General features: G+C 63.5%; 25 protein-coding genes. 19 read left to right on the top strand and 6 right to left on the bottom strand.

From position 1 onward, the window contains the following. Nucleotides 1-36: 36 nt before the first annotated feature. From AC07SZ_RS15450 to AC07SZ_RS15435, 4 genes are all read right to left on the bottom strand, one after another. The gene (locus tag AC07SZ_RS15450) at nt 37-555 is read right to left on the bottom strand and encodes a YcnI family copper-binding membrane protein (protein WP_056577881.1); all 519 of its coding nucleotides are present in this window, start codon (nt 553-555) and stop codon (nt 37-39) included. Nucleotides 556-593: 38 nt separating this feature from the next. After that, nucleotides 594-1,130 (bottom strand): copper chaperone PCu(A)C, encoded by a 537-nt coding sequence (locus AC07SZ_RS15445; protein WP_494914915.1) that lies wholly within the window; start codon nt 1,128-1,130, stop codon nt 594-596. A gap of 97 nt (nt 1,131-1,227) precedes the next feature. Then, on the bottom strand, nt 1,228-1,584 hold the full coding sequence (locus tag AC07SZ_RS15440) for a DUF2946 family protein (protein WP_056577885.1): 357 nt from the start codon (nt 1,582-1,584) through the stop codon (nt 1,228-1,230). A gap of 222 nt (nt 1,585-1,806) precedes the next feature. Further along, on the bottom strand, nt 1,807-2,718 hold the full coding sequence (locus AC07SZ_RS15435; RefSeq protein WP_056577886.1) for a GntR family transcriptional regulator: 912 nt from the start codon (nt 2,716-2,718) through the stop codon (nt 1,807-1,809). A 256-nt stretch (nt 2,719-2,974) separates the two neighbouring features. Here AC07SZ_RS15435 and AC07SZ_RS15430 point away from each other — a divergent pair, with 256 nt between their 5' ends. From AC07SZ_RS15430 to AC07SZ_RS15405, 6 genes are all read left to right on the top strand, one after another. After that, entirely contained in the window at nt 2,975-4,480 is a 1,506-nt protein-coding gene (locus tag AC07SZ_RS15430; RefSeq protein WP_056577888.1) for a UxaA family hydrolase, read from the top strand. A 124-nt stretch (nt 4,481-4,604) separates the two neighbouring features. Next, nucleotides 4,605-5,603, top strand: a complete 999-nt coding sequence (locus AC07SZ_RS15425) for an aldo/keto reductase (protein WP_494914912.1) — start codon at nt 4,605-4,607, stop codon at nt 5,601-5,603. A 329-nt stretch (nt 5,604-5,932) separates the two neighbouring features. Continuing rightward, nucleotides 5,933-6,928 (top strand): ABC transporter substrate-binding protein, encoded by a 996-nt coding sequence (locus AC07SZ_RS15420; RefSeq protein WP_494914910.1) that lies wholly within the window; start codon nt 5,933-5,935, stop codon nt 6,926-6,928. A 167-nt stretch (nt 6,929-7,095) separates the two neighbouring features. Further along, entirely contained in the window at nt 7,096-8,649 is a 1,554-nt protein-coding gene (locus tag AC07SZ_RS15415; protein WP_056577894.1) for a sugar ABC transporter ATP-binding protein, read from the top strand. Continuing rightward, nucleotides 8,646-9,614 (top strand): ABC transporter permease, encoded by a 969-nt coding sequence (locus AC07SZ_RS15410; RefSeq protein WP_056577896.1) that lies wholly within the window; start codon nt 8,646-8,648, stop codon nt 9,612-9,614. The genes AC07SZ_RS15415 and AC07SZ_RS15410 overlap by 4 nt, the downstream gene beginning before the upstream one ends. Before the next feature lie 123 nt (nt 9,615-9,737). Then, nucleotides 9,738-10,754 carry a zinc-binding alcohol dehydrogenase family protein gene (locus AC07SZ_RS15405; RefSeq protein ID WP_494914908.1) on the top strand — a complete coding sequence of 339 codons (1,017 nt, stop codon included), beginning with the start codon at nt 9,738-9,740 and terminating at the stop codon, nt 10,752-10,754. Between the two features lie 15 nt (nt 10,755-10,769). On the opposite strand, the gene phnF is transcribed toward AC07SZ_RS15405, so the two are convergent. Then, nucleotides 10,770-11,519 (bottom strand): phosphonate metabolism transcriptional regulator PhnF, encoded by a 750-nt coding sequence (gene phnF, locus AC07SZ_RS15400; protein ID WP_494914906.1) that lies wholly within the window; start codon nt 11,517-11,519, stop codon nt 10,770-10,772. A 121-nt stretch (nt 11,520-11,640) separates the two neighbouring features. Here phnF and phnG point away from each other — a divergent pair, with 121 nt between their 5' ends. From phnG to phnE (AC07SZ_RS15335), 13 genes are all read left to right on the top strand, one after another. After that, nucleotides 11,641-12,102, top strand: a complete 462-nt coding sequence (gene phnG / locus AC07SZ_RS15395; RefSeq protein ID WP_494914904.1) for a phosphonate C-P lyase system protein PhnG — start codon at nt 11,641-11,643, stop codon at nt 12,100-12,102. Beyond that, entirely contained in the window at nt 12,102-12,713 is a 612-nt protein-coding gene (gene phnH / locus AC07SZ_RS15390; RefSeq protein ID WP_056577898.1) for a phosphonate C-P lyase system protein PhnH, read from the top strand. The genes phnG and phnH overlap by 1 nt, the downstream gene beginning before the upstream one ends. Before the next feature lie 2 nt (nt 12,714-12,715). Further along, nucleotides 12,716-13,828, top strand: a complete 1,113-nt coding sequence (locus tag AC07SZ_RS15385; RefSeq protein WP_056577900.1) for a carbon-phosphorus lyase complex subunit — start codon at nt 12,716-12,718, stop codon at nt 13,826-13,828. Beyond that, nucleotides 13,825-14,244: a FosX/FosE/FosI family fosfomycin resistance hydrolase gene (gene fosX, locus AC07SZ_RS15380; RefSeq protein WP_056577902.1), complete on the top strand. Its 420-nt coding sequence runs from the start codon at nt 13,825-13,827 to the stop codon at nt 14,242-14,244. The genes AC07SZ_RS15385 and fosX overlap by 4 nt, the downstream gene beginning before the upstream one ends. Further along, a complete protein-coding gene (locus tag AC07SZ_RS15375; RefSeq protein WP_056577904.1) occupies nt 14,241-15,140 on the top strand; it encodes an alpha-D-ribose 1-methylphosphonate 5-phosphate C-P-lyase PhnJ in 900 nt (299 codons plus the stop codon). Before fosX ends, AC07SZ_RS15375 begins: the two co-directional genes overlap by 4 nt. Next, a complete protein-coding gene (phnK, locus tag AC07SZ_RS15370) occupies nt 15,137-15,913 on the top strand; it encodes a phosphonate C-P lyase system protein PhnK (RefSeq protein WP_056577906.1) in 777 nt (258 codons plus the stop codon). The genes AC07SZ_RS15375 and phnK overlap by 4 nt, the downstream gene beginning before the upstream one ends. A gap of 69 nt (nt 15,914-15,982) precedes the next feature. After that, on the top strand, nt 15,983-16,690 hold the full coding sequence (gene phnL, locus AC07SZ_RS15365; RefSeq protein WP_494914901.1) for a phosphonate C-P lyase system protein PhnL: 708 nt from the start codon (nt 15,983-15,985) through the stop codon (nt 16,688-16,690). After that, the gene (locus AC07SZ_RS15360) at nt 16,687-17,304 is read left to right on the top strand and encodes a DapH/DapD/GlmU-related protein (RefSeq protein WP_056577910.1); all 618 of its coding nucleotides are present in this window, start codon (nt 16,687-16,689) and stop codon (nt 17,302-17,304) included. The genes phnL and AC07SZ_RS15360 overlap by 4 nt, the downstream gene beginning before the upstream one ends. A gap of 89 nt (nt 17,305-17,393) precedes the next feature. Next, nucleotides 17,394-18,104 (top strand): DUF1868 domain-containing protein, encoded by a 711-nt coding sequence (locus tag AC07SZ_RS15355; RefSeq protein ID WP_056577911.1) that lies wholly within the window; start codon nt 17,394-17,396, stop codon nt 18,102-18,104. A 130-nt stretch (nt 18,105-18,234) separates the two neighbouring features. After that, nucleotides 18,235-19,092 (top strand): phosphonate ABC transporter ATP-binding protein, encoded by an 858-nt coding sequence (gene phnC / locus AC07SZ_RS15350; protein ID WP_494914899.1) that lies wholly within the window; start codon nt 18,235-18,237, stop codon nt 19,090-19,092. Between the two features lie 101 nt (nt 19,093-19,193). After that, a complete protein-coding gene (gene phnD, locus AC07SZ_RS15345; RefSeq protein WP_494914898.1) occupies nt 19,194-20,102 on the top strand; it encodes a phosphonate ABC transporter substrate-binding protein in 909 nt (302 codons plus the stop codon). A gap of 112 nt (nt 20,103-20,214) precedes the next feature. Continuing rightward, nucleotides 20,215-21,129 (top strand): phosphonate ABC transporter, permease protein PhnE, encoded by a 915-nt coding sequence (phnE, locus tag AC07SZ_RS15340; RefSeq protein WP_494914896.1) that lies wholly within the window; start codon nt 20,215-20,217, stop codon nt 21,127-21,129. Between the two features lie 89 nt (nt 21,130-21,218). Beyond that, nucleotides 21,219-22,586 carry a phosphonate ABC transporter, permease protein PhnE gene (phnE, locus tag AC07SZ_RS15335; RefSeq protein ID WP_056577966.1) on the top strand — a complete coding sequence of 456 codons (1,368 nt, stop codon included), beginning with the start codon at nt 21,219-21,221 and terminating at the stop codon, nt 22,584-22,586. Nucleotides 22,587-22,743: 157 nt separating this feature from the next. On the opposite strand, the gene AC07SZ_RS15330 is transcribed toward phnE (AC07SZ_RS15335), so the two are convergent. After that, a complete protein-coding gene (locus AC07SZ_RS15330) occupies nt 22,744-23,595 on the bottom strand; it encodes a sugar phosphate isomerase/epimerase family protein (RefSeq protein WP_056577920.1) in 852 nt (283 codons plus the stop codon). Nucleotides 23,596-23,701 lie beyond the last annotated feature (106 nt).

Here is a 23,701-nt window from a genome sequence, read left to right as displayed (position 1 = left end):
CGGTGCGCTCCGGCAAGCAGAGCGCACCAGGGAAAGTTATTTCTTCGGCGTCAGCTTTATGCCGGGCGCCGGATTCTCCAGTGCGTCCTCATCCTGCCCGGCTGCCGGAATCTCGATCCAGCGGTCGGTGGCGCCGTCGCATTCCTGCACCACGGGGAAATAGAGCTTCTGGCCAACAGGCAGATCCGCCGTCAGCGTCGCGCGGAAGACGAACTCGTCGTAGAATTCATCCGGCAGATTGCCGCCGCTCCAGTCGACTTCCTTGACGCCGTCGCTCACCGCCTGGCCATAGAGCTGGTAGGATTTTTCATATTTGCCCTTCTTGGTCTGCAGCGTCCAGCCCGGCTTCGGCATAGGCTTCACCGCGATCACTCCTTCGGGAATCTGCACGCGCACGGCGGTCGTCGCCTTGCCGTCGCAGCCATGCGGCACGCGCAGCACTGCCTTGTAGGTCGAGCCGACGGGCGCCTCCTGGGTTTCGAGTGTGATATGCGCGAAGGCGGCATTCGTCCCCAGCGCGACAAGCGCGCCAGCCGCCAAGAGATACTTGTTCATGATGGTCCCTCTGATTTCAAAATTCTGAATTGGCCCGGTCAATTGGCGTGGTCGTCCATGCCGCCGCCCATGCCTTCCACGGCGAACTCGATATTGACCGTGCCGGCCTTCTCGAAGGTCAGCGTGGCGGCGAATTTATCGCCTTGCTTGGGTTGCCGCTTCAGGCCGATGAACATCAGGTGATAGCCGCCCGGCGCCAGGACCACCTTGCCGCCGGCGGGGACGTCCAGGCCGCCGGTAACCGGCCGCATGGTCATGACACCGTCCTTGACGCCCATCTCATGCAGTTCGGCCTTGTCCGAAATGTCGGAGGAAATCGACACGAGGCGGTCCGGCGCGCTGCCTTTGTTGATGATGGTGAAATAGCCGCCGGCAACCTTGGCGCCTGCCGGCGTGGCGCGCGACCAGGGATGCTCGATCTCGAGATCGCCGACCTTGAACTCATGCGCCAGGACGGACTGGGCGCCGGCGAACATGATCGCAAAAGCCAGCGCGACACGGCCGAGATGCTCCCGGAAACGGGACAGAGTGCGGCCGAACAGAGTACCCGCCGCTTTGGGGGAAAAATGGGACATGGTTGCTCCATGAGGGGATGATCGCGCCGTCACCGGTCGCGAGCCGTTTGGTCTTTGGATGGGTGCGCCCGCGAAAGGTTCCGCCGGGCAAAAAGGCTCAGACGGCCAACGGCGGCGCGCGCGGGTTCGACGGCGAGCGTTCGCGCGCCAAGTCGAGATGAATGCTCGCCGGAAAAACGAAGGCGACCGTTTCAAAGGACAGGCCGCCCAGGGCCAGCCCGGCATTGGATGGCGGCGCGAAGGCCGATGAAAACATGCCGCAGCCAAGCGAGCAACAGGCCGGCAGATGGGACGGGTGCTGGTCACCGCCGGGGAGTTGGGTGGCGCCGTCGCGGGTACAGATGACGTTGCCGAAAGCGTCGAGCTGCGCGGCATTCGGGCCGGTGCCGAAGGCGAACGCGCCGAGCGTCGACTGGAGCAGCAGCAGACAGGCCGCAACAAGCGCGGCCGGCATGCTCCAGCGTCTCGCCTTCTTGCTCAAATGACTTGCCTGTTCAAACCATCTGCCTCTTCGAGCAGTCCTCGAAAGGATACCTATCACGCAACCGGCGACCGGAAAATCGCCAATTCGAGGCTGCGGCAACGCGGCGCGACTGATGCATGTCGCCCAAGAGCCCGCGCAGTGGTTTTAGGACAACGACACGCATAAACGGAAATTCGAGCCGTGATGCGGCCTTCAGCGCGGCTCAGGTTTTTGCGGCGAACGGCTTTCGGGAATCGAGGTCAGCAATGTCTGGCGCGCCGACTTCAGGTGCTTGCGGCAGGCGGCGTCGACCTTGCCGAGGTCGCGCGACTTGAGCGCCTCGATATAGGCAAGATGCTCGCCGACCGCGACTTCATTACGCTCGCGCTCCTGCGCCTTGTTCCACTGATAGTGGTAATGGAAGATCATGGCGATGACGTCGTAGAAATCGACGATGAAGCGGTTGCGCGAGGCGCGGTGGATCAGCCGGTGGAAGCGCTCGTCCAGTTCCGAAAACTCGTTGAAGCGCGTGGCGATCTCGCGTGCCAGCTGGCGATGTTCGTCCTCCAGCCTGTCCAGATCGGCCCACACCGAGCTGTCCGGCGGCAGAGCGGCAAAGGCTGCCGCCGAGCGCAATTCGAACATTTCGCGGATCTCGGTCAGTTCGAGCGCGAAGGCCCGCGTAAAGCCCTTCAGCACCCAATGGCTGTTGCGGCGCTTCTCGATCAGGCCGAAGCGCGAAAAACGGATCAGGAACTCGCGCACGCTGGTCGTGCCGACGCCGATCTCGCGCGCCAGTTCGAGCTCGTTGATCTGCATGCCGGCCTCGGCGCCGTCGGCGAGCAGCCTGCGCATGAACGATCGCTCGATGATCTCGGCCAGCGTGTCGGTCTCTTCCTCGGGGAAGAAATCGCCGGGGCCTGGGTCCCGCAGCACCGTCTTGGCGCGCTTGTTCCAGGCGATCAGCCCGGTTTCCTCCATGCGCGCCAGGATACTGCGCACGGTGGTGCGGCTGACCCCGAGCAGCGCGCCCAGTTCCGGCTCCGACGGCAGGCTGCGCGTCTCGTCAAGCAGCCTGAGGCACCTGTTATAGGCGTCCTTGTAGACGTTGTTGCTCTTCGACATCCCCTGACCCATTCATGCCGGCGCTTGCGGCGGCCGGCTTGAAGCGCAATATGACGTTCCCATGACCCTGAAAAGCAGGAATTGCTTTCGCCGGGATCCGATCCATTGTTTGCGGCGCTACCATTTGCCGAGGAGCACCCGGTACCGCCGCGAAAAAACAATTGACGCAAAATTGTTTTTTCACGATAAAAGACATTAACTCTTAACAGGCGCGTGTCAATCCGCGCGCATCCCAGGATCACCCAGGAAACCGCCCGTGAACGTGTCGAACACCATCCTTCTGTCCCCCGCCGACAATGTCGCCGTTGCCAATGGCCGCATCGAGATCGGCACCGTCCTGCCGGGCGGCGCGCTTGCCACCGCCCTCATCGAGCCCGGCCACAAGGTCGCGATCAAGCCGATTGCCGCCGGTGAAGCCGTGGTGAAATATGCCCAGGCAATCGGCCGCGCCACGCAGGACATCGCGCCCGGCGAGCATGTCCATTCGCACAATCTGGTTTTCGAGGCCGGCCGTTTGCCGGTGGTGCCGCCGAGCGAGGCCGAGCACGCGACCGAGGCCGATCGCGCTCGCACTTTCATGGGCTACCGCCGTGCCGACGGCCGCGCCGGCACGCGAAATTTCATCGGCATCATCGCCAGCGTCAATTGTTCGGCCACCGTCTGCCATTCGATCGCCGACACAGCCAACCGGACCTTGCTGCCGAAATATCCCGGCATCGACGGCTTCGTGCCGATCGTCCACGGCCAGGGCTGCGGCATGAGCGGCACCGGCGACGGCATGATGGTGTTGCACCGCACGCTCGCCGGTTATGCCCGCCATCCGAATTTCGGCGGCGTGCTGATGGTCGGCCTCGGCTGCGAGGTCAACCAGCTCACCCTTTACGGCCAGAAGGGCGTCGCCGCCGGCAAGCGCCACTTCAACATCCAGGACGCCGGCGGGTCGCGCAAATCGGTGGAAAAGGCGATGGGCGTGCTGGCCGAGATCGCCGAGGAAGTCGGCCAGTTGAAACGCGAGCCGATCCCGGTCAGCGAGATCGTCGTCGGCCTGCAATGCGGCGGCTCCGATGGCATGTCGGGCATCACGGCCAATCCGGCGCTGGGTGCTGCGGTGGACATACTGGCCGGCGTCGGCGGCATCGGCATCCTCTCCGAGACAACTGAAATCTACGGCGCCGAGCATCTGCTCGCCTATCGCGCGGCGACGCCAGAAATCGCCAAGAAGCTCGATGGCTATGTGAAATGGTGGGAAGATCACGTCGCCAAGCATGGCGCCTCGATCGACAACAACCCTTCGCCCGGCAACAAGCGGGGCGGCCTCACCACCATCCTGGAAAAGTCGCTTGGCGCGGTCGCCAAGGGCGGCCAGACGCCGCTCAACGGCGTGTTCGGCTATGCCGAAAAGGTCACCGGCAACGGACTGGTGTTCATGGACACTCCCGGCTACGACCCGGTCTCGGCCACGGGCCAGGTCGCGGGTGGCGCCAATGTCATCGTCTTCACCACAGGTCGCGGTTCCTGCTTCGGCTGCCGGCCGACCCCTTCGATCAAGGTCGCCACCAATTCCACCATGTATCACCAGATGGAAGAGGACATGGACGTCAATTGCGGCGTCATCGCCTCGGGTGAAAAGACCATCGCCGGCATGGGCCGCGAGATCTTCGAACTCATCGTCGAGACGGCCTCGGGCCGCAAGACCAAGAGCGAGGATTTTGGCTATGGCGACAACGAGTTCGTGCCCTGGCATCTCGGCGCGACGCTCTAACTCTTTGTTTCTGCGCAATTCCGGACGGAAAACCGCTACACACTTTCCCTGGAATTGCTCAGCATTCACCTGACATGTGGTAGACTGCCGGGCGAGACAGCGGCCGGCAACGGGGAGGGTTTGCATGGAAAAACGCCGCATCGGCCAGACGGCGCTCGGGGTCACCGAGGTCAGCTTCGGTGGCGCCGCGATTGGCGGCCTTTACCGCACCTGCTCGCGTGAGGCGGCGATGGAGACGCTGCAAGGCGCCTGGGAGGCCGGCTTGCGCTATTTCGACACCGCGCCCTTCTATGGTTTCGGCCTGTCGGAGCGACGCTTCGGCGATTTCCTGCGCTACAAGCCGCGCGATTCCTACGTGCTGTCCACCAAGGTCGGACGCCTATTCCGTCCGGTGCCTGAGGACCAGGTACCCGATCACTCCTATGTCGATCCGCTGCCGTTCGCACTCGACTACGACTATTCCTATGACGGCATCATGCGGTCGGTCGACTTCAGCTATGCGCGGCTTGGCCTGAACAAGATCGATATCCTGTATGTGCACGACATCGGCGTCTACACGCATGGCGTCGAGAAGACAAAACTGCACTTTCGCCAGCTGATGGACGGCGGGCTCAAGGCGCTCGAGGACCTGAAGCGGGCCGGCACGATTTCCGCCTATGGACTGGGCGTCAACGAAGTCCAGATCTGCCTTGACGTGATGCGCCGGGCGCCGCTCGACTGCATCCTGCTGGCGAGCCGCTATTCCCTGCTCGACCGCAGCGCGGAGGCCGAATTGCTGCCGCTATGCCGGGCGCAGCGGACGTCGCTGGTGATCGGCGGCGTTTTCAACTCCGGCATATTGGCGACCGGACCGGTGCAGGGCGCGCATTTCGATTACCAGCCCGCCAGCCGCGATGTGCTCGGCCGGGTCGATGCCATGGAGAAGATCGCCGGCGAAGGCGGTTATCCGCTGGCGGCCGCCGCCTTCCAGTTTCCCCTGCACGAGCCGACGGTCGCCACCGTGCTGACCGGGACCGCAAAACTTGCGAACCTGACACGCAACCTCGACCTGCTCGACATCGACGTGCCGCAGACGGAATATCAAAAATATCGTCCCTACACGGTGGTGCAGAGCCTGGCGTGACGCCGGCATCCATCAGCTTGATGGGAGGGGCTCCCCTTCACAAATCCGCGACATCGAAGAAAGAATGAATGTTCCATATTGACTAATACATGGAATTAATATTCCATGCGTTTACAGAACGGAACGGGAGCGTTGGCTGCGTCCGGGGAGGAGCGGCATGAGTCTGTGCCTGCCATTGGGAGGTCGGGCGCGAAACACCGCTTGCATCGTCCAGATCGATGCACTATCAAAACAGCGTAAATGTTTTTTATTGATAAAGTTCCGTTTGGGCCGCGCCTATCCGAACGGAACTTCCGTAACGTTCACCGGGCGACTTAGGGAGGAATCCTATGAAATTCGTGACCAGCATTCTCAACCGCCGTGCCGTGATGGCGATGGCAGCAGCCTCGATGCTCGCCAGCGTCATGCATTCGGCGCCGGTTTCGGCGGCGGATGTGACCATTCCGATCATCGTCAAGGACACCACGTCCTTCTATTGGCAGATCGTGCTCGCCGGTGCCCGCAAGGCCGGCAAGGATCTTGGCGTCAACGTGCCGGAACTCGGCGCCCAGGCTGAAACCGACGTCAACGGCCAGATCTCCATCCTCGAGAACGCCGTCGCCGGCAACCCGGCCGCCGTCGTCATCGCGCCGACTGAAGCCAAGGCGCTCGGCAAGCCGATCGACGAGGCAGCAAGCAAGGTCAAGGTCATCGGCATCGACTCCAGCGCCGACTCCAAGGCCTTCACCTCGTTCCTGACCACCGACAACGTCCAGGGCGGCCGCGTCGCCGCGGATGGTCTCGCGGCGGCCATCGGCGCGGCCAATGGCGGCAAGGTCGAAGGCAAGGTTGCGCTGATCACCGCACTGCCTGGCGCCGGCTCGCTCGAGCAGCGCGCCCAGGGTTTCAAGGAACAGCTCAAGGCCAAGTATCCCGGTCTCGAACTGGTCGCCGACAAATATGCCGACGGTCAGGCCACGACCGGCCTCAACATCGCGACCGACCTGATCACCGCCAATCCCGACCTGAAGGGCATCTTCGCCTCCAACCTGATCATGGCGCAGGGCGTCGGCCAGGCGATCGCCGAGAACAAGCTTGCCGGCAAGGTTGGATTGATCGGCTTCGACAGCGACGAGAAGCTGATCAAGTTCCTGAATGACGGTGTCATTTCCGGCCTCGTCGTCCAGGATCCCTACCGGATGGGCTATGACGGCATCAAGACCGCGCTCGCCGCTTCCAAGGGCGAGAAGGTCGAGGCCAATGTCGACACAGGCGCCAACCTGGTCACCAAGGCCAACATGAAGGATCCCAAGATTGACGCGCTGCTCAACCCGAAGCTCAACTAAGCCTAGGCGCAGCCGCACGGTTTCCGGGGCCTCGTGCCCCGGAAACGACAGCCATATCGCTTGGAAATCCGCCAGCCTGGGCTAGGCTGCTCCGGCGGGCGTTTTAAGAGCCTTGCCGCGCACCGGATTGTAAGACCAATCTGGGAGGCCAATCTGGGAGGATTGTCATGACATCGACGGCGCAAGACCTGCATCCTGCCCCCGTGCTGGAGCCCGGCAGGACGATCCTCGAACTGCGTGGCCTCGAGAAGAAATATCCGGGCACCCATGCGTTGAAGCCGGTGACGCTGGCCTTCAAGGCGGGCGAAATCCACGCCATCGTCGGCGAGAACGGCGCCGGCAAATCCACCCTGATCAAGCTCCTGACCGGCGTCATGCCGCGCACCTCCGGCGAGGTCGTCTGGGAAGGCAAACCGGCGGCGCTGGCGACCCCGCATGAAGCGATGGCGCTCGGCATCAACGCCGTGCACCAGGAAGTCGTGCTCTGCCGGCATTTGACCGTCGCCGCCAACATGTTCCTCGGCGAGGAGAATTCGCGCTTCGGCATCCTGCAGCAGCGCGCCATGGTCAAGGAAGCGCAGAAGATCATCGACGATCTCGGCTTCGATCTGCCGGCGCATGTCGTGCTCGGCGACCTCACCATAGGCCAGCAGCAGCTGATCGCCGCCGCCCGCGCCACCGTGCGCGGCACCAAATTCCTGATCTTCGACGAGCCGACCGCCTACCTCACCCGCAAGGAGGCCGACCAGCTCTTCACCCTGATCCGCCGGCTGAAGTCCGAAGGCGTGACCATCATCTACATCAGCCACCGCATGGAGGAAGTGTTCGAGCTGGCCGATCGCGTCTCCGTGCTGCGCGACGGCACGCTGGTCGGCACCAGGAACATCGGTGAGACCAACGACGCCGAACTGGTCAAGCTGATGATCAACCGTTCGATCGAGCAGGTCTACCACAAGGAACATTTCACCCCCGGCGCCGTGATCGTCGAGGCCAGGAACCTGTCGGGCAAGGGCTTCGAAAATGTCTCGATGACGGTCCGCGCCGGCGAGATCGTCGGGCTGTACGGCCTGATCGGCGCCGGACGCAGCGAGTTCGTCACCACGCTCTACGGCCGCCATCGCAAATCGGCCGGCGAGATTTTGTGGGAAGGCAAGCCGGTTCAGATCAACTCCGAGCACGACGCCATCAAGCTCGGCATGGCGCTGGCGCCGGAAAGCCGCCGCGACCAGGGCCTCTGTCTCAACCTGCCGGTCGGCCTCAATCTCAACCTGCCGATCTACAAGCGCATCTCCAACAACCTGCTGATCTCCGGCGCGCAGGAAAAGACCCAGGCCGACCGCCAGATCGCCGATCTGCGCATCAAGACGCCGACACGCAATGCGCTGGCCTCCAGCCTGTCGGGCGGCAACCAGCAGAAGATCGTCATCGGCAAATGGCTGGCGCATGGCGCCAAGCTGTTCATTTTCGACGAGCCGACGGTCGGCGTCGATGTCGGCACCAAGGCCGAGATCTACCGCCTGTTCGGCGCGCTCTTGTCGAAGGGTGCAGGCATCATCCTGATCTCGTCCTATCTGCCCGAAGTCTATGAACTGGCCGACACGCTGCATGTGTTCCGCCGCGGCAAACTGGTGGCGACACATGGGTTCCGCACCGCCGATCACGAGGAAATTCTCACACAGGCGCTCGCCGAGAAACAAGAAAAGCTGGGAGGAAAGATATGAGCACCGAGGCGATTCCTGCCGAAAAACCCAAGCGCAACTACAACGCCCTTTTCGGGCTGACGCTGCTGGCGCTGCTGGTACTGCTCTGGGTCATCCTGTCGCTGTCGACATCGAGCTTCGCCTCGGCCAACAACATCTCGAACCTTCTGCGTCAGGGTTCGATGATCGCCATCCTGGCGGTCGGTCAGACCTTCGTCATCATCACCGGCGGTATCGATCTGTCGGTCGGTGCCGTGGTCGGTTTTGCCACCGTCATCGCCGCGATGCTGATCAATGCCGGCATACCGGTTTTCCTCGCCATCCTGATCACGCTGCTGGTCGGCGTCGCTATCGGCCTGTTCCACGGCTTTGGCATCGTCAAGATGGGCCTGCCGCCCTTCATCATCACGTTGGCGACGTTGACCTCGCTGCGCGGCATCGGCCTTTTGATGACCAACGGCAATTCGATCTCCATCAACAACGATGCCTTCCAGGAATTCTCGCGCAACTCCTTCCTTGGCGTCCCCAATTTGTTCTGGATGGTGATCCTGGTCGGCATTCCGGCCTACATCTTCCTGCATCACAGCCGCTGGGGCCGCTATCTCTTCTCGGTCGGCTCCAACGCCGAGGCCTCGCGCCTTTCCGGCGTCAACGTCCAGCGCACCATCTACATGGCCTACACGCTGTCGGGCCTCTGCGCGGCCTTTGTCGGCGTGCTCCTGGCCTCGCGCATCGGCATCGGCAACCCGACCCAGGCGGAGGGCTGGGAGCTGCAGGCGATCGCGTCCTCGGTGATCGGCGGCACCTCGCTGTTCGGCGCTGTCGGCTCGGTGCACGGCCCGTTGCTCGGCGCGTTCATTCTCGCCACCATCAACAACGGCGCCAACCTGCTCAACGTCAACGCCTTCTGGCAGCGCATCATCACCGGCGCGCTGATCATCGTCATCGTCTATTTCGACGGTCTGCGCCGCCGCGGCGGTAAATAGCAACAAACCGAAAGCGATCGCCGGCCTGTCTGAAGCATTCCAGGAAAGTGTGAAACGGTTTTCCGTGCGGAATTGCGTCAATCGTTTCAGGCCGGCGATTTCATTGGAGACTGGATTGAAAACATGAAAGCCGTCGTCTGCCGCTCGCCTGGCGAACTCGTCCTGGAAGACCGTCCCGAGCCTGGCGCGCCACCGGCCGGCTGGGCGCTGGTCGCGGTCAGCCATGTCGGCATCTGCGGCACCGACTACCACATCTTCGAGGGCAAGCACCCTTTCCTCGCCTACCCCCGCATCATGGGCCATGAGGTGTCGGGAACCATCGTCGAGACCGGCGAGGGCGTCGACCTTCCCGTTGGCGAGCCGGTCGTCATCAACCCCTACCTCTCCTGCGGCAAGTGCATCGCCTGCCGGCACGGCAAGCCGAACTGCTGTGTCCGGATCGAGGTGCTCGGCGTCCATCGCGACGGCGCCATGTGCGAACGCATTCTTGTCCCGGCGCAGAATCTCTATCCGGCCAATGGCCTGTCGCTGGCCGACGCCGCCGCCGTCGAATTCCTGGCCATCGGCGCGCATGCCGTGCGGCGCGCCCGCGCCGATCCCGGTGCCCGCACGCTGGTTATTGGCGCCGGCCCGATCGGGCTCGGCACCGCCATCTTCGCCCGCATCGCCGAGCTTGACGTGACCCTCCTCGACATGAGCAGCGAGAGGCTCGCCTTCGCCGCAACCGAACTCGGCTTCAAGACCCTCGATGGCTCGCGCGGCGCGGCGCCGGATCTGGTCAGGGAAGCGACATCAGGCGAAGGCTTCGACGTGGTCTTCGATGCCACCGGCAACACCCAATCGGTGCAGTCGGCCTTCGCCCATGTCGCCCACGGCGGGACGCTGGTGCTGGTCAGCGTCGTCAAGGACGACATCGTCTTTTCCGACCCTGAATTTCACAAGCGTGAAATGACGCTGATCGGCAGCCGCAACGCCTTGCGCGCCGACTTCGACCATGTCGCTGCCTCGATCCGCAATGGTGCCGTGCCATTGGCCAAGCTCGTCACACACCGCACCACACTCGGCGGCACCCCGCGCGATCTCGCCCGCTGGGCGCACGAGAAATCCGGCCTGATCAAGGCTGTGATCGAGGTGGGGTAGCCCGCCGCCGCCGACTCACAGCGCCGACAGCTTCAACTCCACCCTCTCGGCCGGAAACCGCGATTCGGAAAACTGGATCGGCTGGCCGTCCGGGGTGACGTTGACGGCCACGGTGACCAGCACGATAGCGCCCGGTTGCAGGTCCAGGTCGGCAAGATCGGCGGCATCTGCATGGCGCGCCGACAGCACGGTCGATTGCCGGAGATAATCGTCTATCCCGAAACGAGCCAGCGACGCGGTGACAGACCCGGTCTCGGCCATCGCCTTGTCGATGCCGGCGAAACGACTGGCATCGAACCAGCCGGCAGCACGCGACACCGCCCGTCCATCGGCTTCACCGCGTGTCTCGAGCCGGATCACCTCGGCACCCCTGGCCAACCCAAGACCCTCGGCGACACGCTGGCTTGCGGGCTCGACCAATGAAGTGAGCAGCACGATATGCCGTTCCGATGTCTGCCCCTGCAGGCCTGTTGAAAAGCGCGTGCGCGCGCCGATCGGATAGGACAGCCGCTTGCGTGACAAGACGAAGGTGCCACGCCCTTGCTCGGCCCGCAGCACCCCTTCCTGCACGAGCGTTGATATGGCGCTGCGCACCGTGTGACGGTTGACGCCATAGCGCTCGGCGAGCGCCACCTCCGGCGGCAGCGCGGCATTCTCGGCGAAATCCCCGGCGGCGATCGCCTGCAGGATCCTGTCGGCAATCTGGCGCCACAGTGAGACGCCGCTGCGCCGTTCGATACTGTCGGCTTCCTGTCGTCCGGCCATGAATTTGCCCCCGCCTTCCATCGCCTGTCATCCACGCGTCATGGACTCGCGTTAGGTAATATGTATAATTTGTATAGTTGTCTATATCAATAGACAAATTTGGCAAAGAGGAATGCTGCTGATGCGAGGACAGGAAGCCCGCGACCAGGCCGAGCGCAAGGCCGCCATGGCGACTTTGGCGCAATCGAGCGGCGACGACATCGTCCGGCTCTGGAACGAGGCCGGCCTGCCCTCGCAGGCCGAACTGCTGCGTGGCCCCGAGACCGGCCTGGTGACGCTGCGCGGCCGTATCGGCGGCGGCGGTGCGCCCTTCAATGTCGGCGAGGCGACCGTCACCCGCGCCACCGTCCGGTTGCCGTCCGGTCAGGTCGGCCATTGCTACGCGCTTGGTCGCGACAAGCAGAAGGCAAGGCTGGCGGCAATAGCCGACGCGCTGTGGCAGGACCCTGCCAGCCGCGCCGAAGTCGAGACCAGCCTGATTGCGCCTCTGAGGTCGGCGCTTGCCGCTGCCAACGAAAAACGCCGCGCCGAGACGGCGGCAACGAAGGTGGATTTCTTCACCATGGTTCGCGGAGAGGACTGATGGATATCGCAGCACAATCGATCGAGGGCGGCTTCGCCGATCCGGTGTTCAACGCCCAGACCGTGTTCCGCGCAATCATGGATGCGATGGCGCGGCCAGGCAGCGTGCAGGCTTTGCCTGTCCTGGCCCGTCCGCCGGCGCCGCTCTCGGCAACGTCAGGCGCGGTGGCACTGGCGCTGTGCGACAACGACACGCCGCTCTGGCTCGACCCGGCCCTTCACACCTCCTCCGCGATCGGCTCCTGGCTTGGTTTCCACACCGGCGCGCCGCTCGCCAACACGCCGGCCGACGCGCATTTCGCGTTTGTCGCAACACCGGCCGAGATGATGGCGCTCGACGGCTTTGCGCAAGGCACGCAAGATTATCCCGACAGATCGACCACACTGATTCTCCAGGTCAGCGACCTCGCTTCAGGTGCGCCGCTCTTGCTTGAAGGCCCCGGCATCGAAACCAGCGCCGTGATCGCGCCGGCACAGATGCCGCGTCATTTCATCGAGCAGTGGAAGCAGAACAACAAGCGCTTTCCGCGCGGCGTCGACATCATCCTCGCCACATCGCAAGGCATAGCCTGCCTTCCGCGCACGACGCGTATCAAGACGATGGAGGCTTGAAGATGTATGTCGCGGTAAAGGGCGGCGAGGCCGCAATCGCCAATGCCCACAGCCTTCTCGCCGACCGCCGGCGCGGCGACCGTTCGGTGCCCGCCCTGCGCCTCGACCAGATCGTCGAGCAACTGTCGCTCGGCGTCGATCGGGTGATGAGCGAAGGCTCGCTCTATGATCGTGAACTGGCCGCACTCGCCATCGTCCAGGCGCGCGGCGACATGATCGAGGCGATCTTCCTGGTGCGCGCCTATCGCACCACGCTGCCGCGCTTCGGCTATTCGAAGCCGATCGACACCGGCACGATGCGGGTCGAGCGGCGCGTGTCGGCAACCTACAAGGACCTGCCCGGCGGCCAGCTTCTCGGCCCGACCTTCGACTACACCCACCGGCTGCTCGATCCCGAGCTTGCCGCCGGCGCCGATGTCGCCGAGCCGTTGCAGCGCGAGACGGAAGCGCAGGCCATGCCGCGCGTCTCGGCGATCCTTGCCCGCGAAGGCCTGATCGAACCGGATGGCGAGATGCCGCAGGACCACGTGCCTGGCGACATCACCCGCGAGCCGCTGGAATTCCCGATGGCGCGCGACATCCGCCTGCAGGCGCTGTCGCGCGGCGACGAGGGTTTCCTGCTGGCGCTCGGCTATTCCACCCAGCGCGGCTATGCCCGCAACCATCCCTTTGTCGGCGAAATCCGCATCGGCGAGGTTGAACTGGAACTCGACACTCCCGAACTGCCCTTCGCCGCCCCGCTCGGCACGGTGCGGGTCACTGAATGCCAGATGGTCAATCAGTTCAAGGGATCGGCCAAGGCGCCGCCGCAATTCACCCGCGGCTACGGCCTCGTCTTCGGCCAGAGCGAGCGCAAGGCGATGGCCATGGCGCTCTGCGACCGGGCTCTGCGCGCCTCCGAACTCGGCGAGGACATTGTCGCCGCCGCCCAGGACGAGGAGTTCGTCATCTCGCACTCCGACAATGTCCAGGCGACCGGCTTCGTCGAGCATCTGAAGCTGCCGCACTATGTCGACTTCCAGGCCGAACTCGACCTCGTGCGCCGTATGCGCGCCGAGTACGACGCTCGGGAGCACCCCACAAAGGTGGACGAAAAGCGGGAGGCCGCGGAATGATCGAAGGCCTGTCCCACATGACTTTCATCGTCCGCGACCTCGACCGGATGAGCGCCATCCTCGAGGGCGTCTTCGACGCGCGCGAGGTCTATGCCAGCGACGCCGACCAGTTCTCGCTGTCGCGCGAAAAATTCTTCCTGATCGGCGACATCTGGATCGCCATCATGGAAGGCGAGGCATTGCCGGAGCGCAGCTATAACCACATCGCCTTCAAGATCGATGACGCCGATTTCGACCGTTACGCCGAGCGTGTCGCCAAGCTAGGCCTCCACATGCGCCCGCCGCGTCCGCGCGTCGAGGGCGAAGGCCGCTCGATCTATTTCTACGACGACGACAACCACATGTTCGAACTGCACACCGGCACGCTTGCGGACCGGCTGGCGCGCTATGCCAAGGGATTGGAGATAGCATCATGACCGACATAGCCACCTACAACTTCGCCTATCTCGACGAGCAGACCAAAAGGATGATCCGCCGCGCGATCCTCAAGGGCATCGCCATCCCCGGCTATCAGGTGCCGTTCGCCTCGCGCGAGATGCCGATGCCCTATGGCTGGGGCACCGGCGGCGTCCAGGTCACCGCTTCGATCATAGGTCCGGATGATGTGCTGAAGGTCATCGACCAGGGCGCCGACGATACCACCAACGCGGTGTCGATCCGTGCCTTCTTCAAGAAGGTCGCCAATGTCGCTGTCACCACCGATACCGCCAGCGCCACCATCATCCAGACCCGCCACCGCATTCCCGAACATCCGCTGACCGCGGGCCAGGTGCTGGTCTACCAGGTGCCGATCCCCGAGCCGCTGCGCTTCCTCGAGCCGCGCGAGACCGAAACGCGAAAAATGCATGCGCTGGAGGAATACGGCCTCATGCATGTGAAGCTTTACGAGGACATCGCCAAGCATGGCCGCATCGCCACCACCTATGCTTATCCGGTGAAGGTCGAAGGCCGCTATGTCATGGATCCCTCGCCGACGCCGAAATTCGACAATCCCAAGATGCACCGCTCGCCTGCCCTGCAGCTGTTCGGCGCCGGTCGCGAAAAGCGTATCTACGCGGTGCCGCCCTTCACCGATGTTGTCAGCCTGGACTTCGAGGACCACCCCTTCGAGGTGCAGACCTTCGACCAGCCTTGCGCGCTGTGCGCCGCCGAGAACGTGTATCTCGACGAGGTCATCCTCGACGACCATGGCGGCCACATGTTCGTCTGCTCCGACACCGACCACTGCGAGAAGCGGCGAGCCGACGGCCATCGCGGCCACCTTGCCCCCGATGCCGATCATGCCTCGGAAAAAATGGAGCCGGCACAATGACCGACGAACCGTTGCTGCGCGTCTCGGCGCTCTCCAAATTCTACGGTTCGCGCGTCGGCTGCGACAACGTCACCTTCGACCTGTGGCCGGGCGAGGTCCTGGCTGTCGTCGGCGAATCCGGTTCCGGCAAGACGACGCTGCTCAACTGCTTGTCGACGCGGCTCTTACCTTCCTCCGGCACCGCCAGCTACCGCATGCGCGACGGCCAGTTTCGTGAGCTCTACCGCATGAGCGAGGCCGAGCGCCGCTTCCTGATGCGCACCGACTGGGGCTTTGTCCACCAGAACCCGGCCGATGGCCTGCGCATGACGGTGTCGGCCGGCGCCAATGTCGGCGAACGGCTGATGGCGGTCGGCGACCGCCACTACGGCAAGATCCGCGCCACGGCCGTCGACTGGCTGTCACGCGTCGAGATCGAGGAAGACCGCATCGACGACGAGCCGCGCGCCTTTTCCGGCGGCATGCGCCAGCGCCTGCAGATCGCCCGCAACCTCGTCACCGGCCCACGGCTGGTGTTCATGGATGAGCCGACGGGCGGCCTCGATGTCTCGGTGCAGGCGCGACTGCTTGATCTCCTGCGCGGACTGGTCACCGATCTTGGTCTCGCGGCCATCGTCGTCACCCACGACCTTGCCGTCGCACGTCTTCTCTCCCAGCGCATGATGGTGATGAAGGACGGCCGCGTCGTCGAAAGCGGACTCACCGACCGCGTGCTCGATGATCCGCGCGCGCCTTACACGCAGCTTCTCGTTTCCTCGATTCTGCAGGTGTAGCCGCATGATCCCGAAAAGTGGAAGCCGGTTTTCGGACCGGATCATGCGGCAAGACAAAGGACACTGATCATGCCAACCCCGCTCGTTGTTTCCGACGTCGCCAAGAGCTTCACCATGCACCTGCGTGACGGCATCAAGCTGCCCGTCGTCGCTGGTGTCTCATTCTCGATCAAGGCTGGCGAATGCACGGTGCTCGGCGGTCCGTCCGGTGCCGGCAAGAGCTCGATCCTGAAAATGCTCTACGGCAACTATGCCGTCGATGAAGGTCAGATCATCGTCAGTCACGAGGACGGGCTGATCGATCTCGCCAATGCCAGCCCGCGCACCGTGCTTGCCGTGCGCCGGCAAACGATCGGCTATGTCAGCCAGTTCCTGCGCACCGTGCCGCGCGTTTCGGCGCTTGATGTCGTCGCCGAGCCGTTGGTCGAACGCGGCGAGGAGCGCGAGGCGGCCAGAGGCAAGGCGCGCGCACTGTTGGCAAAGCTCAACCTGCCGGAAAAACTCTGGGCGCTGCCGCCAGCGACCTTCTCCGGCGGTGAGCAACAGCGCGTCAACATCGCGCGCGGCTTCATCACCGAACACCCGATCCTGCTGCTCGACGAGCCGACCGCCTCGCTCGATGCCACCAACCGCGACGTGGTGATCGAACTCATCGCCGCCAAGAAGGCGGCTGGCGTCGCCCTGCTCGGCATCTTCCACGATCACGATGTGCGCGAGGCGGTTGCCGACCGCATCATCGACGTCACCGCCTTTGCTCCGGGAAAACTCGCCGCATGACCAGGAAATTGTCGGAGACGCCGCTGGTCCACCCGACGGCGGAGGTACACAACTCGACGCTTGGCCGCTGGACCGAGATCGCCGACCGCAGCCGGGTTTCGGAAAGCGAGCTCGGCGATTATTCCTACATGATGCAGGATTGCGCCGTCTGGTGCGCGACGATCGGCAAGTTCGCCAACATCGCCGCAAGCGTGCGCCTCAATGCCACCAATCACCCGACTTGGCGGCCGACGCTGCACCATTTCACCTACCGCGCCTCGGACTATTGGGACGATGCCGAGCATGAGAGCGAGTTCTTCGCCCAGCGCCGCGCCAAGCGCGTCAGCATCGGCCACGACACCTGGCTCGGTCACGGTTCGACCGTCCTGCCCGGCGTTAGTGTCGGCGATGGCGCCGCGGTCGGCGCCGGCGCCGTCGTGTCGAAGGATGTCGCGCCCTACACCATCGTCGCCGGCGTGCCGGCAAGGCCGATCCGCGAGCGCTTCGACCGCCGCACCGCCGAACGCTATCAGGCGCTTGCCTGGTGGGACTGGGACCATGCCAGGCTGCGCGCGTCACTTGATGATTTTCGCGAGCTTTCGGCCGAGGCCTTCCTGGAGAAATACGAGGGGTAGGTGAATCCCCACATCATCGTCATCGGGGAGCCTGTTCACATCCTTGACACAGGACTCGGACAGGACGCCATCTCCCCAAGGAGATAGCCATGCCCGACACCCTCAGACCCTCGCTCGCCGGATTCTTTGCCGGCTCCAATCCGACCCCACCGACGCATCTCGGTACCCGGTACGACACATCGGGCAATTTCCTGACCGAGCCAGGCAACACCGTCGTCAGCCACCTGGTCGGAGGTTCGCCATCCGAGGCCGTGGTGCTTGGCGTGCGTGAGAAGATGCTGGCGATGCCTGACGCCCACCGGCTCGCCTTCACGCCCGTCTCCAGCCTGCACATGACGCTGTTCCAGGGCATCATCGAATATCGCCGCCGCCTGCCCTTCTGGCCGCACGACGTGCCGCTAGACACCAGCATCGATGCGATGACTCGCCTCTATCTGGAGCGCCTGAAGGGCTTCAAGGGCTTCGGCCCCTTCAACATCAAGGTGATCGAGGTCGTGCCCACCGGCCTCACCGTTGCCGGCGCGACGGACGAGGATGTGCGCATCATGCGTCAATGGCGCGATGCGCTGGCGGTGCCGTTCGGCTACCGGCATCCCGATCACGACACATACGTCTTCCACATCACCTTCGCCTACCAGATTCAGCGTCTCGCCGACGACAGGGCCGCGGCCTGGCAGGCACTGTTCGACGATTGCCTGGCGCTTTTCGCAAGGCAGGCTCCGATAATCGAGATCAAGGCGCCCGCCCTCTGCGCCTTCCGCGACATGAAGCATTTCGAGGAATTGCTGGTGCTCGGCTGATTGCCCGCAAGTCGCCGTTCGCCAAGCCTGTGGAGTGTAACAAAACTGACATGCTGGCGACACGGCAGGTTCATGTGGCTGCGTTAGGCGAATGCCTGACGATCAATATGGACCGGACTGGAACCAGCCCATGTCAGCAAGCCCTGCCACGCTCGAAATCCGCGGTGTCAGCCGACGATTTGGCAAGAACACCGCCGTCAGCGACGTCACCATCTCGATCCCGCAGGGTCAGATGGTCGGCGTCATCGGCCGTTCGGGCGCTGGCAAATCGACCCTTCTTCGCATGATCAACCGTCTCGTCGACCCCAGCCAGGGGTCGATTTTTTTTGACGGCGCCGAGGTCTCCCAGTTGCGCGGCTCACCGCTGCGGCGCTGGCAGCGCGATTGCGCCATGATCTTCCAGCAGTTCAACCTGGTGCCGCGCCTCGACGTGCTGACCAACGTGCTGCTCGGCAAGTTGAACCATCGTTCGACCCTGTCCAACCTTCTCGGCATGTTCTCGCGCGCCGAATGCGCCGAGGCGGTCGCGGCCCTGGAGCGGCTCGACATCGCCCGTACCGCCTTGCAGCCCGCCGGCACGCTGTCCGGCGGACAGCAGCAGCGCGTCGCCATCGCCCGCGCCATGATGCAGCAGCCCAAGGTTATCCTCGCCGACGAGCCGATCGCCTCGCTCGACCCGCTCAACGCCAAGGTGGTGATGGATTCCCTGCAGGACATCAATCTGCGCGAAGGCATCACCGTCGTCACCAATCTGCATACGCTCGATACCGCGCGCGCCTATTGCAACCGCATAATCGGCATGGCCGCCGGCAAGGTCGTCTTCGACGGTCCGCCCGAGGAACTGAACCGCGAGGCCGTGCGCCTCGTCTATGGCGCCGACAGCAACGGCGCAGAGATATCGGAGGCCATCACCTCCACCAGCGTTGCCTTCAAGCAAAAGATCGCAGCATCCGCCGGACCGCTCGAACCTGCTTTCCCAGGTTACTGAGTTCAAGAAAGAGCGGCCTGGATCGTCCGCCCGCGTCAAGGGCACTTGTCAAGATCAAGAACGCTGCCGGCGCGGGGCCGGAACTTACAGGAGAGACATCAATGTTCAGGAAGATGGTTTTGAGCGCCGTTTCGGTGCTCGCGATGGCGACCAGCATGGCCCACGCGGCCGACATGAAGGAATTCCGTGTCGGTATCCTCGGCGGCGAGAACGAAACCGACCGCCTGCGCAACTACCAGTGCCTGGCCGATCACCTGAAGGCCGAATTCGGCTTCGAGAAGGTCTCGCTGTTCCCGGCCGCCGACTATGACGGCGTCATCCAGGGCCTGCTCGGCGGCACCCTCGACTTCGCCGAACTCGGCGCCTCCGGCTATGCCAGCGTCTATCTCAAGGACCCCAAGGCGGTCACCCCGATCCTCACCACCAAGCAGACCGACGGCTCCACCGGCTATTACTCGATCGGCCTGGCGCTGAAGACCTCGGGCATCACCGACATCAAGTCCGCGAAGGGCAAGAAGCTCGGCTATGCCGATCCGGACTCCACCTCCGGCTACCTGATCCCGCTGACCCAGATCCCGAAGGACACCGGCGCGTCGAACGAAACCTTCTTCGCCTCGACCCAGTTCAACGGCGGCCACGAGAACAACATCCTGGCCGTACGCGACGGCAAGGTTGACGTGGCGGTGGACGATTCCTCCGGCATCGGCGATTTCAAGAACGGCTTCACCTCGGGCACCTTCCACAAGGTCGTCGCCAAGGGCGCCGTCGACCCGAACGACTTCGTCGAAGTCTGGCGCTCGGGCCTGATCCCGAATGGCCCGCTGGTCGTGCGCACGGCGATCGGTGAGGACATGACCGCCAAGCTCGCCGCCTTCTTCACCGAACTCCCGACCAAGGACAAGGCTTGCTTCGAAGGCGTCGAAGGCGGCGATTTCACCGGCTATGTGCCGGTGAAGCCGGACTTCTACAACGTCATCGTCGAAGCCCGTAAGGCAGCCATCGGCGGCTAACGGCGAAATTGCAGGGGGCGGTACCTCAGGTACCGCCCTTTTTGCATCTCCGACCATGACCCTCTCCGTGACAGCCCCCTCTTTGACAACGCCGTCTGGCGCCGCCCATCAGATGGCCGATGCCTGGCGACGCCAGACGTCGCTGCGCCGGTTTTATACCGTGCTCGGCGTCGGCCTGCTTCTCGCCGCGATGCTGGCAAGCATGTGGTTCGCCGACGAAGCCAATGCCGGCCATTTCTTCGACCGGCTGCCGCATATTCTGGATTTCCTGAGCTGGCTCGTCCCCAAGGACTGGAACGACGTCTGGCGGGCGCTCTTCGATATTGCCTCGCCGCACGACAACGGCTCACAGGAATTCAACTTTCCGCTTGGCCGCGTCTATGTCTGGGGCGGTCTCTACGTCCCCGAATATTTCGAGCTGATGTTGACCACGGTCAACGTGGCGCTCGTCTCGACCGTCATCGGCTTCGTCCTCGCCGTGCCATTCTCCTTCATCGCGGCGCGCAACCTGACGCCGCACCCGCTGCTGCGGCTGGTCGTCAAGCGCGTCATGGAACTGCTGCGCGCCTTTCCGGAGATCGTCATCGCCGGCCTGTTCGCGGCAATCGTCTCCATCGGCCCGATCGCGGCCATCATCGCCATCGGCCTGCATTCGATCGGCGCGCTCGGCAAGCTGTTCTACGAGATCAACGAAAACATCGACATGCGGGCCGAGGAAGGCCTGCGCGCAGTGGGCGCCAACTGGTTCGAGCGGGTGCGCTTCGCCGACCTGCCGCAGGTCCTGCCCAATTTCATGTCCTACACATTGCTGCGCGTCGAGATTAACGTCCGCGCCTCCACCATCATCGGCGCCGTCGGTGGCGGCGGCATCGGCGAGGAATTGAAGCTTTCCATCTCACGCGGCTTCGGCGCCAAGACGCTGGCGCTGGTGCTTCTCCTGTTCACCACCATCTTCATCATCGACCAGTTTTCCGCCTGGCTGCGCCGCAAGCTGGTTGGCGAACAGGCCTTCATGATGGGCGCTTAGACCATGATCCCGAAAAGTGGCATCCGGCTTTCCCGGACAAACGGGAACCGTTTTGTCCAAGAGATCATGGTCAAATGGAAAGAGAAATCATGGCTTCCATGACCGCAGACGAGATCCTGTCGATCGAGGAGCGCTACCCTCAAGTGTTCCGGCGCCCGCTGTACAAGCGCTTCTCGCCGCTGTTCCTGTTCGCCGGCATCCTGCTTTACCTCGTCTATGTCCTCTGGTTCTTCAACCTGCCGCAGGTGCTGCGGGAGTCGCATTGGGAGCGCCTGCCGCTCTTCCTGACGCAGTGGATCAGCTACGACCTGCAGCCGGAATTCCGCCTCGACCAGCCTGAGATCACGCCGAAATATCCGCGCTTCTCGGCACTCGGCGAGAATCCCAACCCCGACTGGGTGATGAAAAATCCGGACGGCACCTATACGATCCTGATCGACGGGCCGGCGAAATCCGTCACTTTCGACAAGACTCGGGCGACGATCACGGCCAACGGCCAGACGGTTCCCGTCCTGTTGACCAGCGGTAAGCCGGTCGTCCAGGGTCCGGTGCCCGAATGGGTGACGGCGCATGACGACGAAGTGGTCGCTAAGATGGGCTTCGTCGGCGAGGTCCGCGTCACCGTCGACCGCGTCAAGGTGCGCAAGCGCTTCCTCGGCTGGGCGAACTTCGTTTTCGACACCCGCTCACCCTTCTTCGGCAAGCCGGCCGGCGAGGTGATCTCGCTCCTCATGTCCGGCCCCGAACTCAAGCCGGGCACCTCGAACCTTGCGCTCGCCGCCGACAACATCTGGAACAATGCCCAGTGGCAGCATGGCGACGTCTGGACGAAGCTGCTGCAGACCATCGTCATGGCGTTTCTGGGCACGCTGCTCGGCGGCATCGTCGCCTTTCCGCTTGCCTTCTTCGCCGCCCGCAACATCACGCCGAGCGGCGTGCTCGGCCAGGTCCTCAAGCGCTTCTTCGACTTCATGCGCTCGGTCGACATGCTGATCTGGGCCTTGTTCTTCACCCGCGCCTTCGGCCCTGGCCCGCTGGCCGGCAGTGCGGCGATCTTCTTCACCGAGATCGGCACGCTCGGCAAAACCTATTCCGAGGCCCTGGAAAATATCGACGACAAGCCGCGCGAAGGCGTGGTTTCAACCGGCGCCAACGGCCTTCTGGTGCAGCGCTACGGCGTCATGCCGGAAGTCATCCCCGTGTTCATCAGCCAGACGCTTTACCAGTGGGAATCCAACACCAGGGGCGCCACCATCATCGGCGCGGTCGGGGCCGGCGGCATCGGCCTGAAACTCTGGGAAGCCATGCGCACCAACTCCAACTGGGCCAATGTCTTCTACATGGTGCTTTTGATCCTGCTGGTCGTCTTCATCTTCGACAACATCTCGAACTTCCTGCGCCGGCGGCTGAGCCGCACCATCCACGACTACAACCGGATCCAGGCCGAGCAGGGGTAGCGATCTCGGCATCTCAGGCATGTTGAGATTCGGGTCAGGCCGCGTCGAAAAGGCTGGGTTACGAGAACCGGAGCGGAGCGTACTTTTGGGTACGTGAGCACCGGAAGCGCAGGAACCCCGCATCTGCAGGCCGGCCTCACCCGAATATCGACATACCCTAAGCGGCCTTCTTCCAGCCGTTCCTGATATGCTTGTAGCCCTCGCGATAAACCGCTTCCGGCGTTTCCGAGAAATCGCGCCACACCTTGGTCGCGGCCGCCAAATCCTTTAGCGAGCGGCCGAACGACTCGATCGTCAGCCAGTCGTCATAGCCGCTCTTGCGGATCGCCGCGAACGTCTCTTTCCACGGAATATTGCCGCGCCCCGGCACGCCGCGATCGTTTTCCGATATGTGGATGTGCACGACATTCCTGCGGTGCTTCGTATAGGCGCCGATCGGATCGGCCTCCTCGATATTGGCGTGGAAAGTGTCGTACATCGCCTTGATGTGCGGCCGGTCGATGGCGTCGATGTGTTCCGAGAGATCGGCCATCGTGTTGAGGAGATAACATTCGAAGCGGTTCAGCGCCTCGAGCCCGATGGCGACATTCTTCTTGCCGGCATGGTCGCCGATGGTGCGCTGCGAGGAAACCGAGCGCTTCTTCTCCGCCGCCGTCGGCCCGGAACCCGAAAAGGCGCCGAGTGTCGAATGCAGCGGCCCGCTCAGCGTCCTTGCGCCAAGCGCATCGGAGCAATCGATGGCCCATTTCATGTAATCGACGCCGGCCCTGCGCGTCGCGGCGTCGGCTGAGATCAGGTTCATCGAGGGATCGCCCATGGCGGAGACGGCCGTGCGTTCCAGACCGATGCGATCGAGCAGGTCGCCGAGCTTCTTGTAGTCGTCCGGCGCACCGACGAAGATGGGTATCTCAACGCCGTCGAAGCCGGTTGCCTTGATGTCGCGCAGCAGCGGCTCGTGCTTCTTCGATACGGCCGTGGTCCACAAAAACATGCACATGCCGATTTTCATCGACGCCTCCCCTTTTTGATGGCGCGCCGGCTGTTGCCTCCAGCTCTGCGCCAGGCAGTCCCCTCATCCGGCCGTTTCGCGGCCACCCTCTCCCGAAGGGAGAAAA

The organism is Mesorhizobium sp. GW821-FHT07A06 (genome assembly GCF_059419085.1).
This window is presented reverse-complemented; position numbering and strand designations above follow the sequence as displayed.

Bases quoted from the DNA above. Each gene is read 5' to 3' on its own strand.
- AC07SZ_RS15450 (WP_056577881.1), bottom strand. From the start codon at position 555: ATGAACAAGTATCTCTTGGCGGCTGGCGCGCTTGTCGCGCTGGGGACG.
- AC07SZ_RS15445 (WP_494914915.1), bottom strand. From the start codon at position 1,130: ATGTCCCATTTTTCCCCCAAAGCGGCGGGTACTCTGTTCGGCCGCACT.
- AC07SZ_RS15440 (WP_056577885.1), bottom strand. From the start codon at position 1,584: ATGCCGGCCGCGCTTGTTGCGGCCTGTCTGCTGCTGCTCCAGTCGACG.
- AC07SZ_RS15435 (WP_056577886.1), bottom strand. From the start codon at position 2,718: ATGTCGAAGAGCAACAACGTCTACAAGGACGCCTATAACAGGTGCCTC.
- AC07SZ_RS15425 (WP_494914912.1), top strand. From the start codon at position 4,605: ATGGAAAAACGCCGCATCGGCCAGACGGCGCTCGGGGTCACCGAGGTC.
- AC07SZ_RS15420 (WP_494914910.1), top strand. From the start codon at position 5,933: ATGAAATTCGTGACCAGCATTCTCAACCGCCGTGCCGTGATGGCGATG.
- AC07SZ_RS15415 (WP_056577894.1), top strand. From the start codon at position 7,096: ATGACATCGACGGCGCAAGACCTGCATCCTGCCCCCGTGCTGGAGCCC.
- AC07SZ_RS15410 (WP_056577896.1), top strand. From the start codon at position 8,646: ATGAGCACCGAGGCGATTCCTGCCGAAAAACCCAAGCGCAACTACAAC.
- AC07SZ_RS15405 (WP_494914908.1), top strand. From the start codon at position 9,738: ATGAAAGCCGTCGTCTGCCGCTCGCCTGGCGAACTCGTCCTGGAAGAC.
- phnF (WP_494914906.1), bottom strand. From the start codon at position 11,519: ATGGCCGGACGACAGGAAGCCGACAGTATCGAACGGCGCAGCGGCGTC.
- phnG (WP_494914904.1), top strand. From the start codon at position 11,641: ATGCGAGGACAGGAAGCCCGCGACCAGGCCGAGCGCAAGGCCGCCATG.
- phnH (WP_056577898.1), top strand. From the start codon at position 12,102: ATGGATATCGCAGCACAATCGATCGAGGGCGGCTTCGCCGATCCGGTG.
- AC07SZ_RS15385 (WP_056577900.1), top strand. From the start codon at position 12,716: ATGTATGTCGCGGTAAAGGGCGGCGAGGCCGCAATCGCCAATGCCCAC.
- fosX (WP_056577902.1), top strand. From the start codon at position 13,825: ATGATCGAAGGCCTGTCCCACATGACTTTCATCGTCCGCGACCTCGAC.
- AC07SZ_RS15375 (WP_056577904.1), top strand. From the start codon at position 14,241: ATGACCGACATAGCCACCTACAACTTCGCCTATCTCGACGAGCAGACC.
- phnK (WP_056577906.1), top strand. From the start codon at position 15,137: ATGACCGACGAACCGTTGCTGCGCGTCTCGGCGCTCTCCAAATTCTAC.
- phnL (WP_494914901.1), top strand. From the start codon at position 15,983: ATGCCAACCCCGCTCGTTGTTTCCGACGTCGCCAAGAGCTTCACCATG.
- AC07SZ_RS15360 (WP_056577910.1), top strand. From the start codon at position 16,687: ATGACCAGGAAATTGTCGGAGACGCCGCTGGTCCACCCGACGGCGGAG.
- AC07SZ_RS15355 (WP_056577911.1), top strand. From the start codon at position 17,394: ATGCCCGACACCCTCAGACCCTCGCTCGCCGGATTCTTTGCCGGCTCC.
- phnC (WP_494914899.1), top strand. From the start codon at position 18,235: ATGTCAGCAAGCCCTGCCACGCTCGAAATCCGCGGTGTCAGCCGACGA.
- phnD (WP_494914898.1), top strand. From the start codon at position 19,194: ATGTTCAGGAAGATGGTTTTGAGCGCCGTTTCGGTGCTCGCGATGGCG.
- phnE (WP_494914896.1), top strand. From the start codon at position 20,215: ATGGCCGATGCCTGGCGACGCCAGACGTCGCTGCGCCGGTTTTATACC.
- phnE (WP_056577966.1), top strand. From the start codon at position 21,219: ATGGCTTCCATGACCGCAGACGAGATCCTGTCGATCGAGGAGCGCTAC.
- AC07SZ_RS15330 (WP_056577920.1), bottom strand. From the start codon at position 23,595: ATGAAAATCGGCATGTGCATGTTTTTGTGGACCACGGCCGTATCGAAG.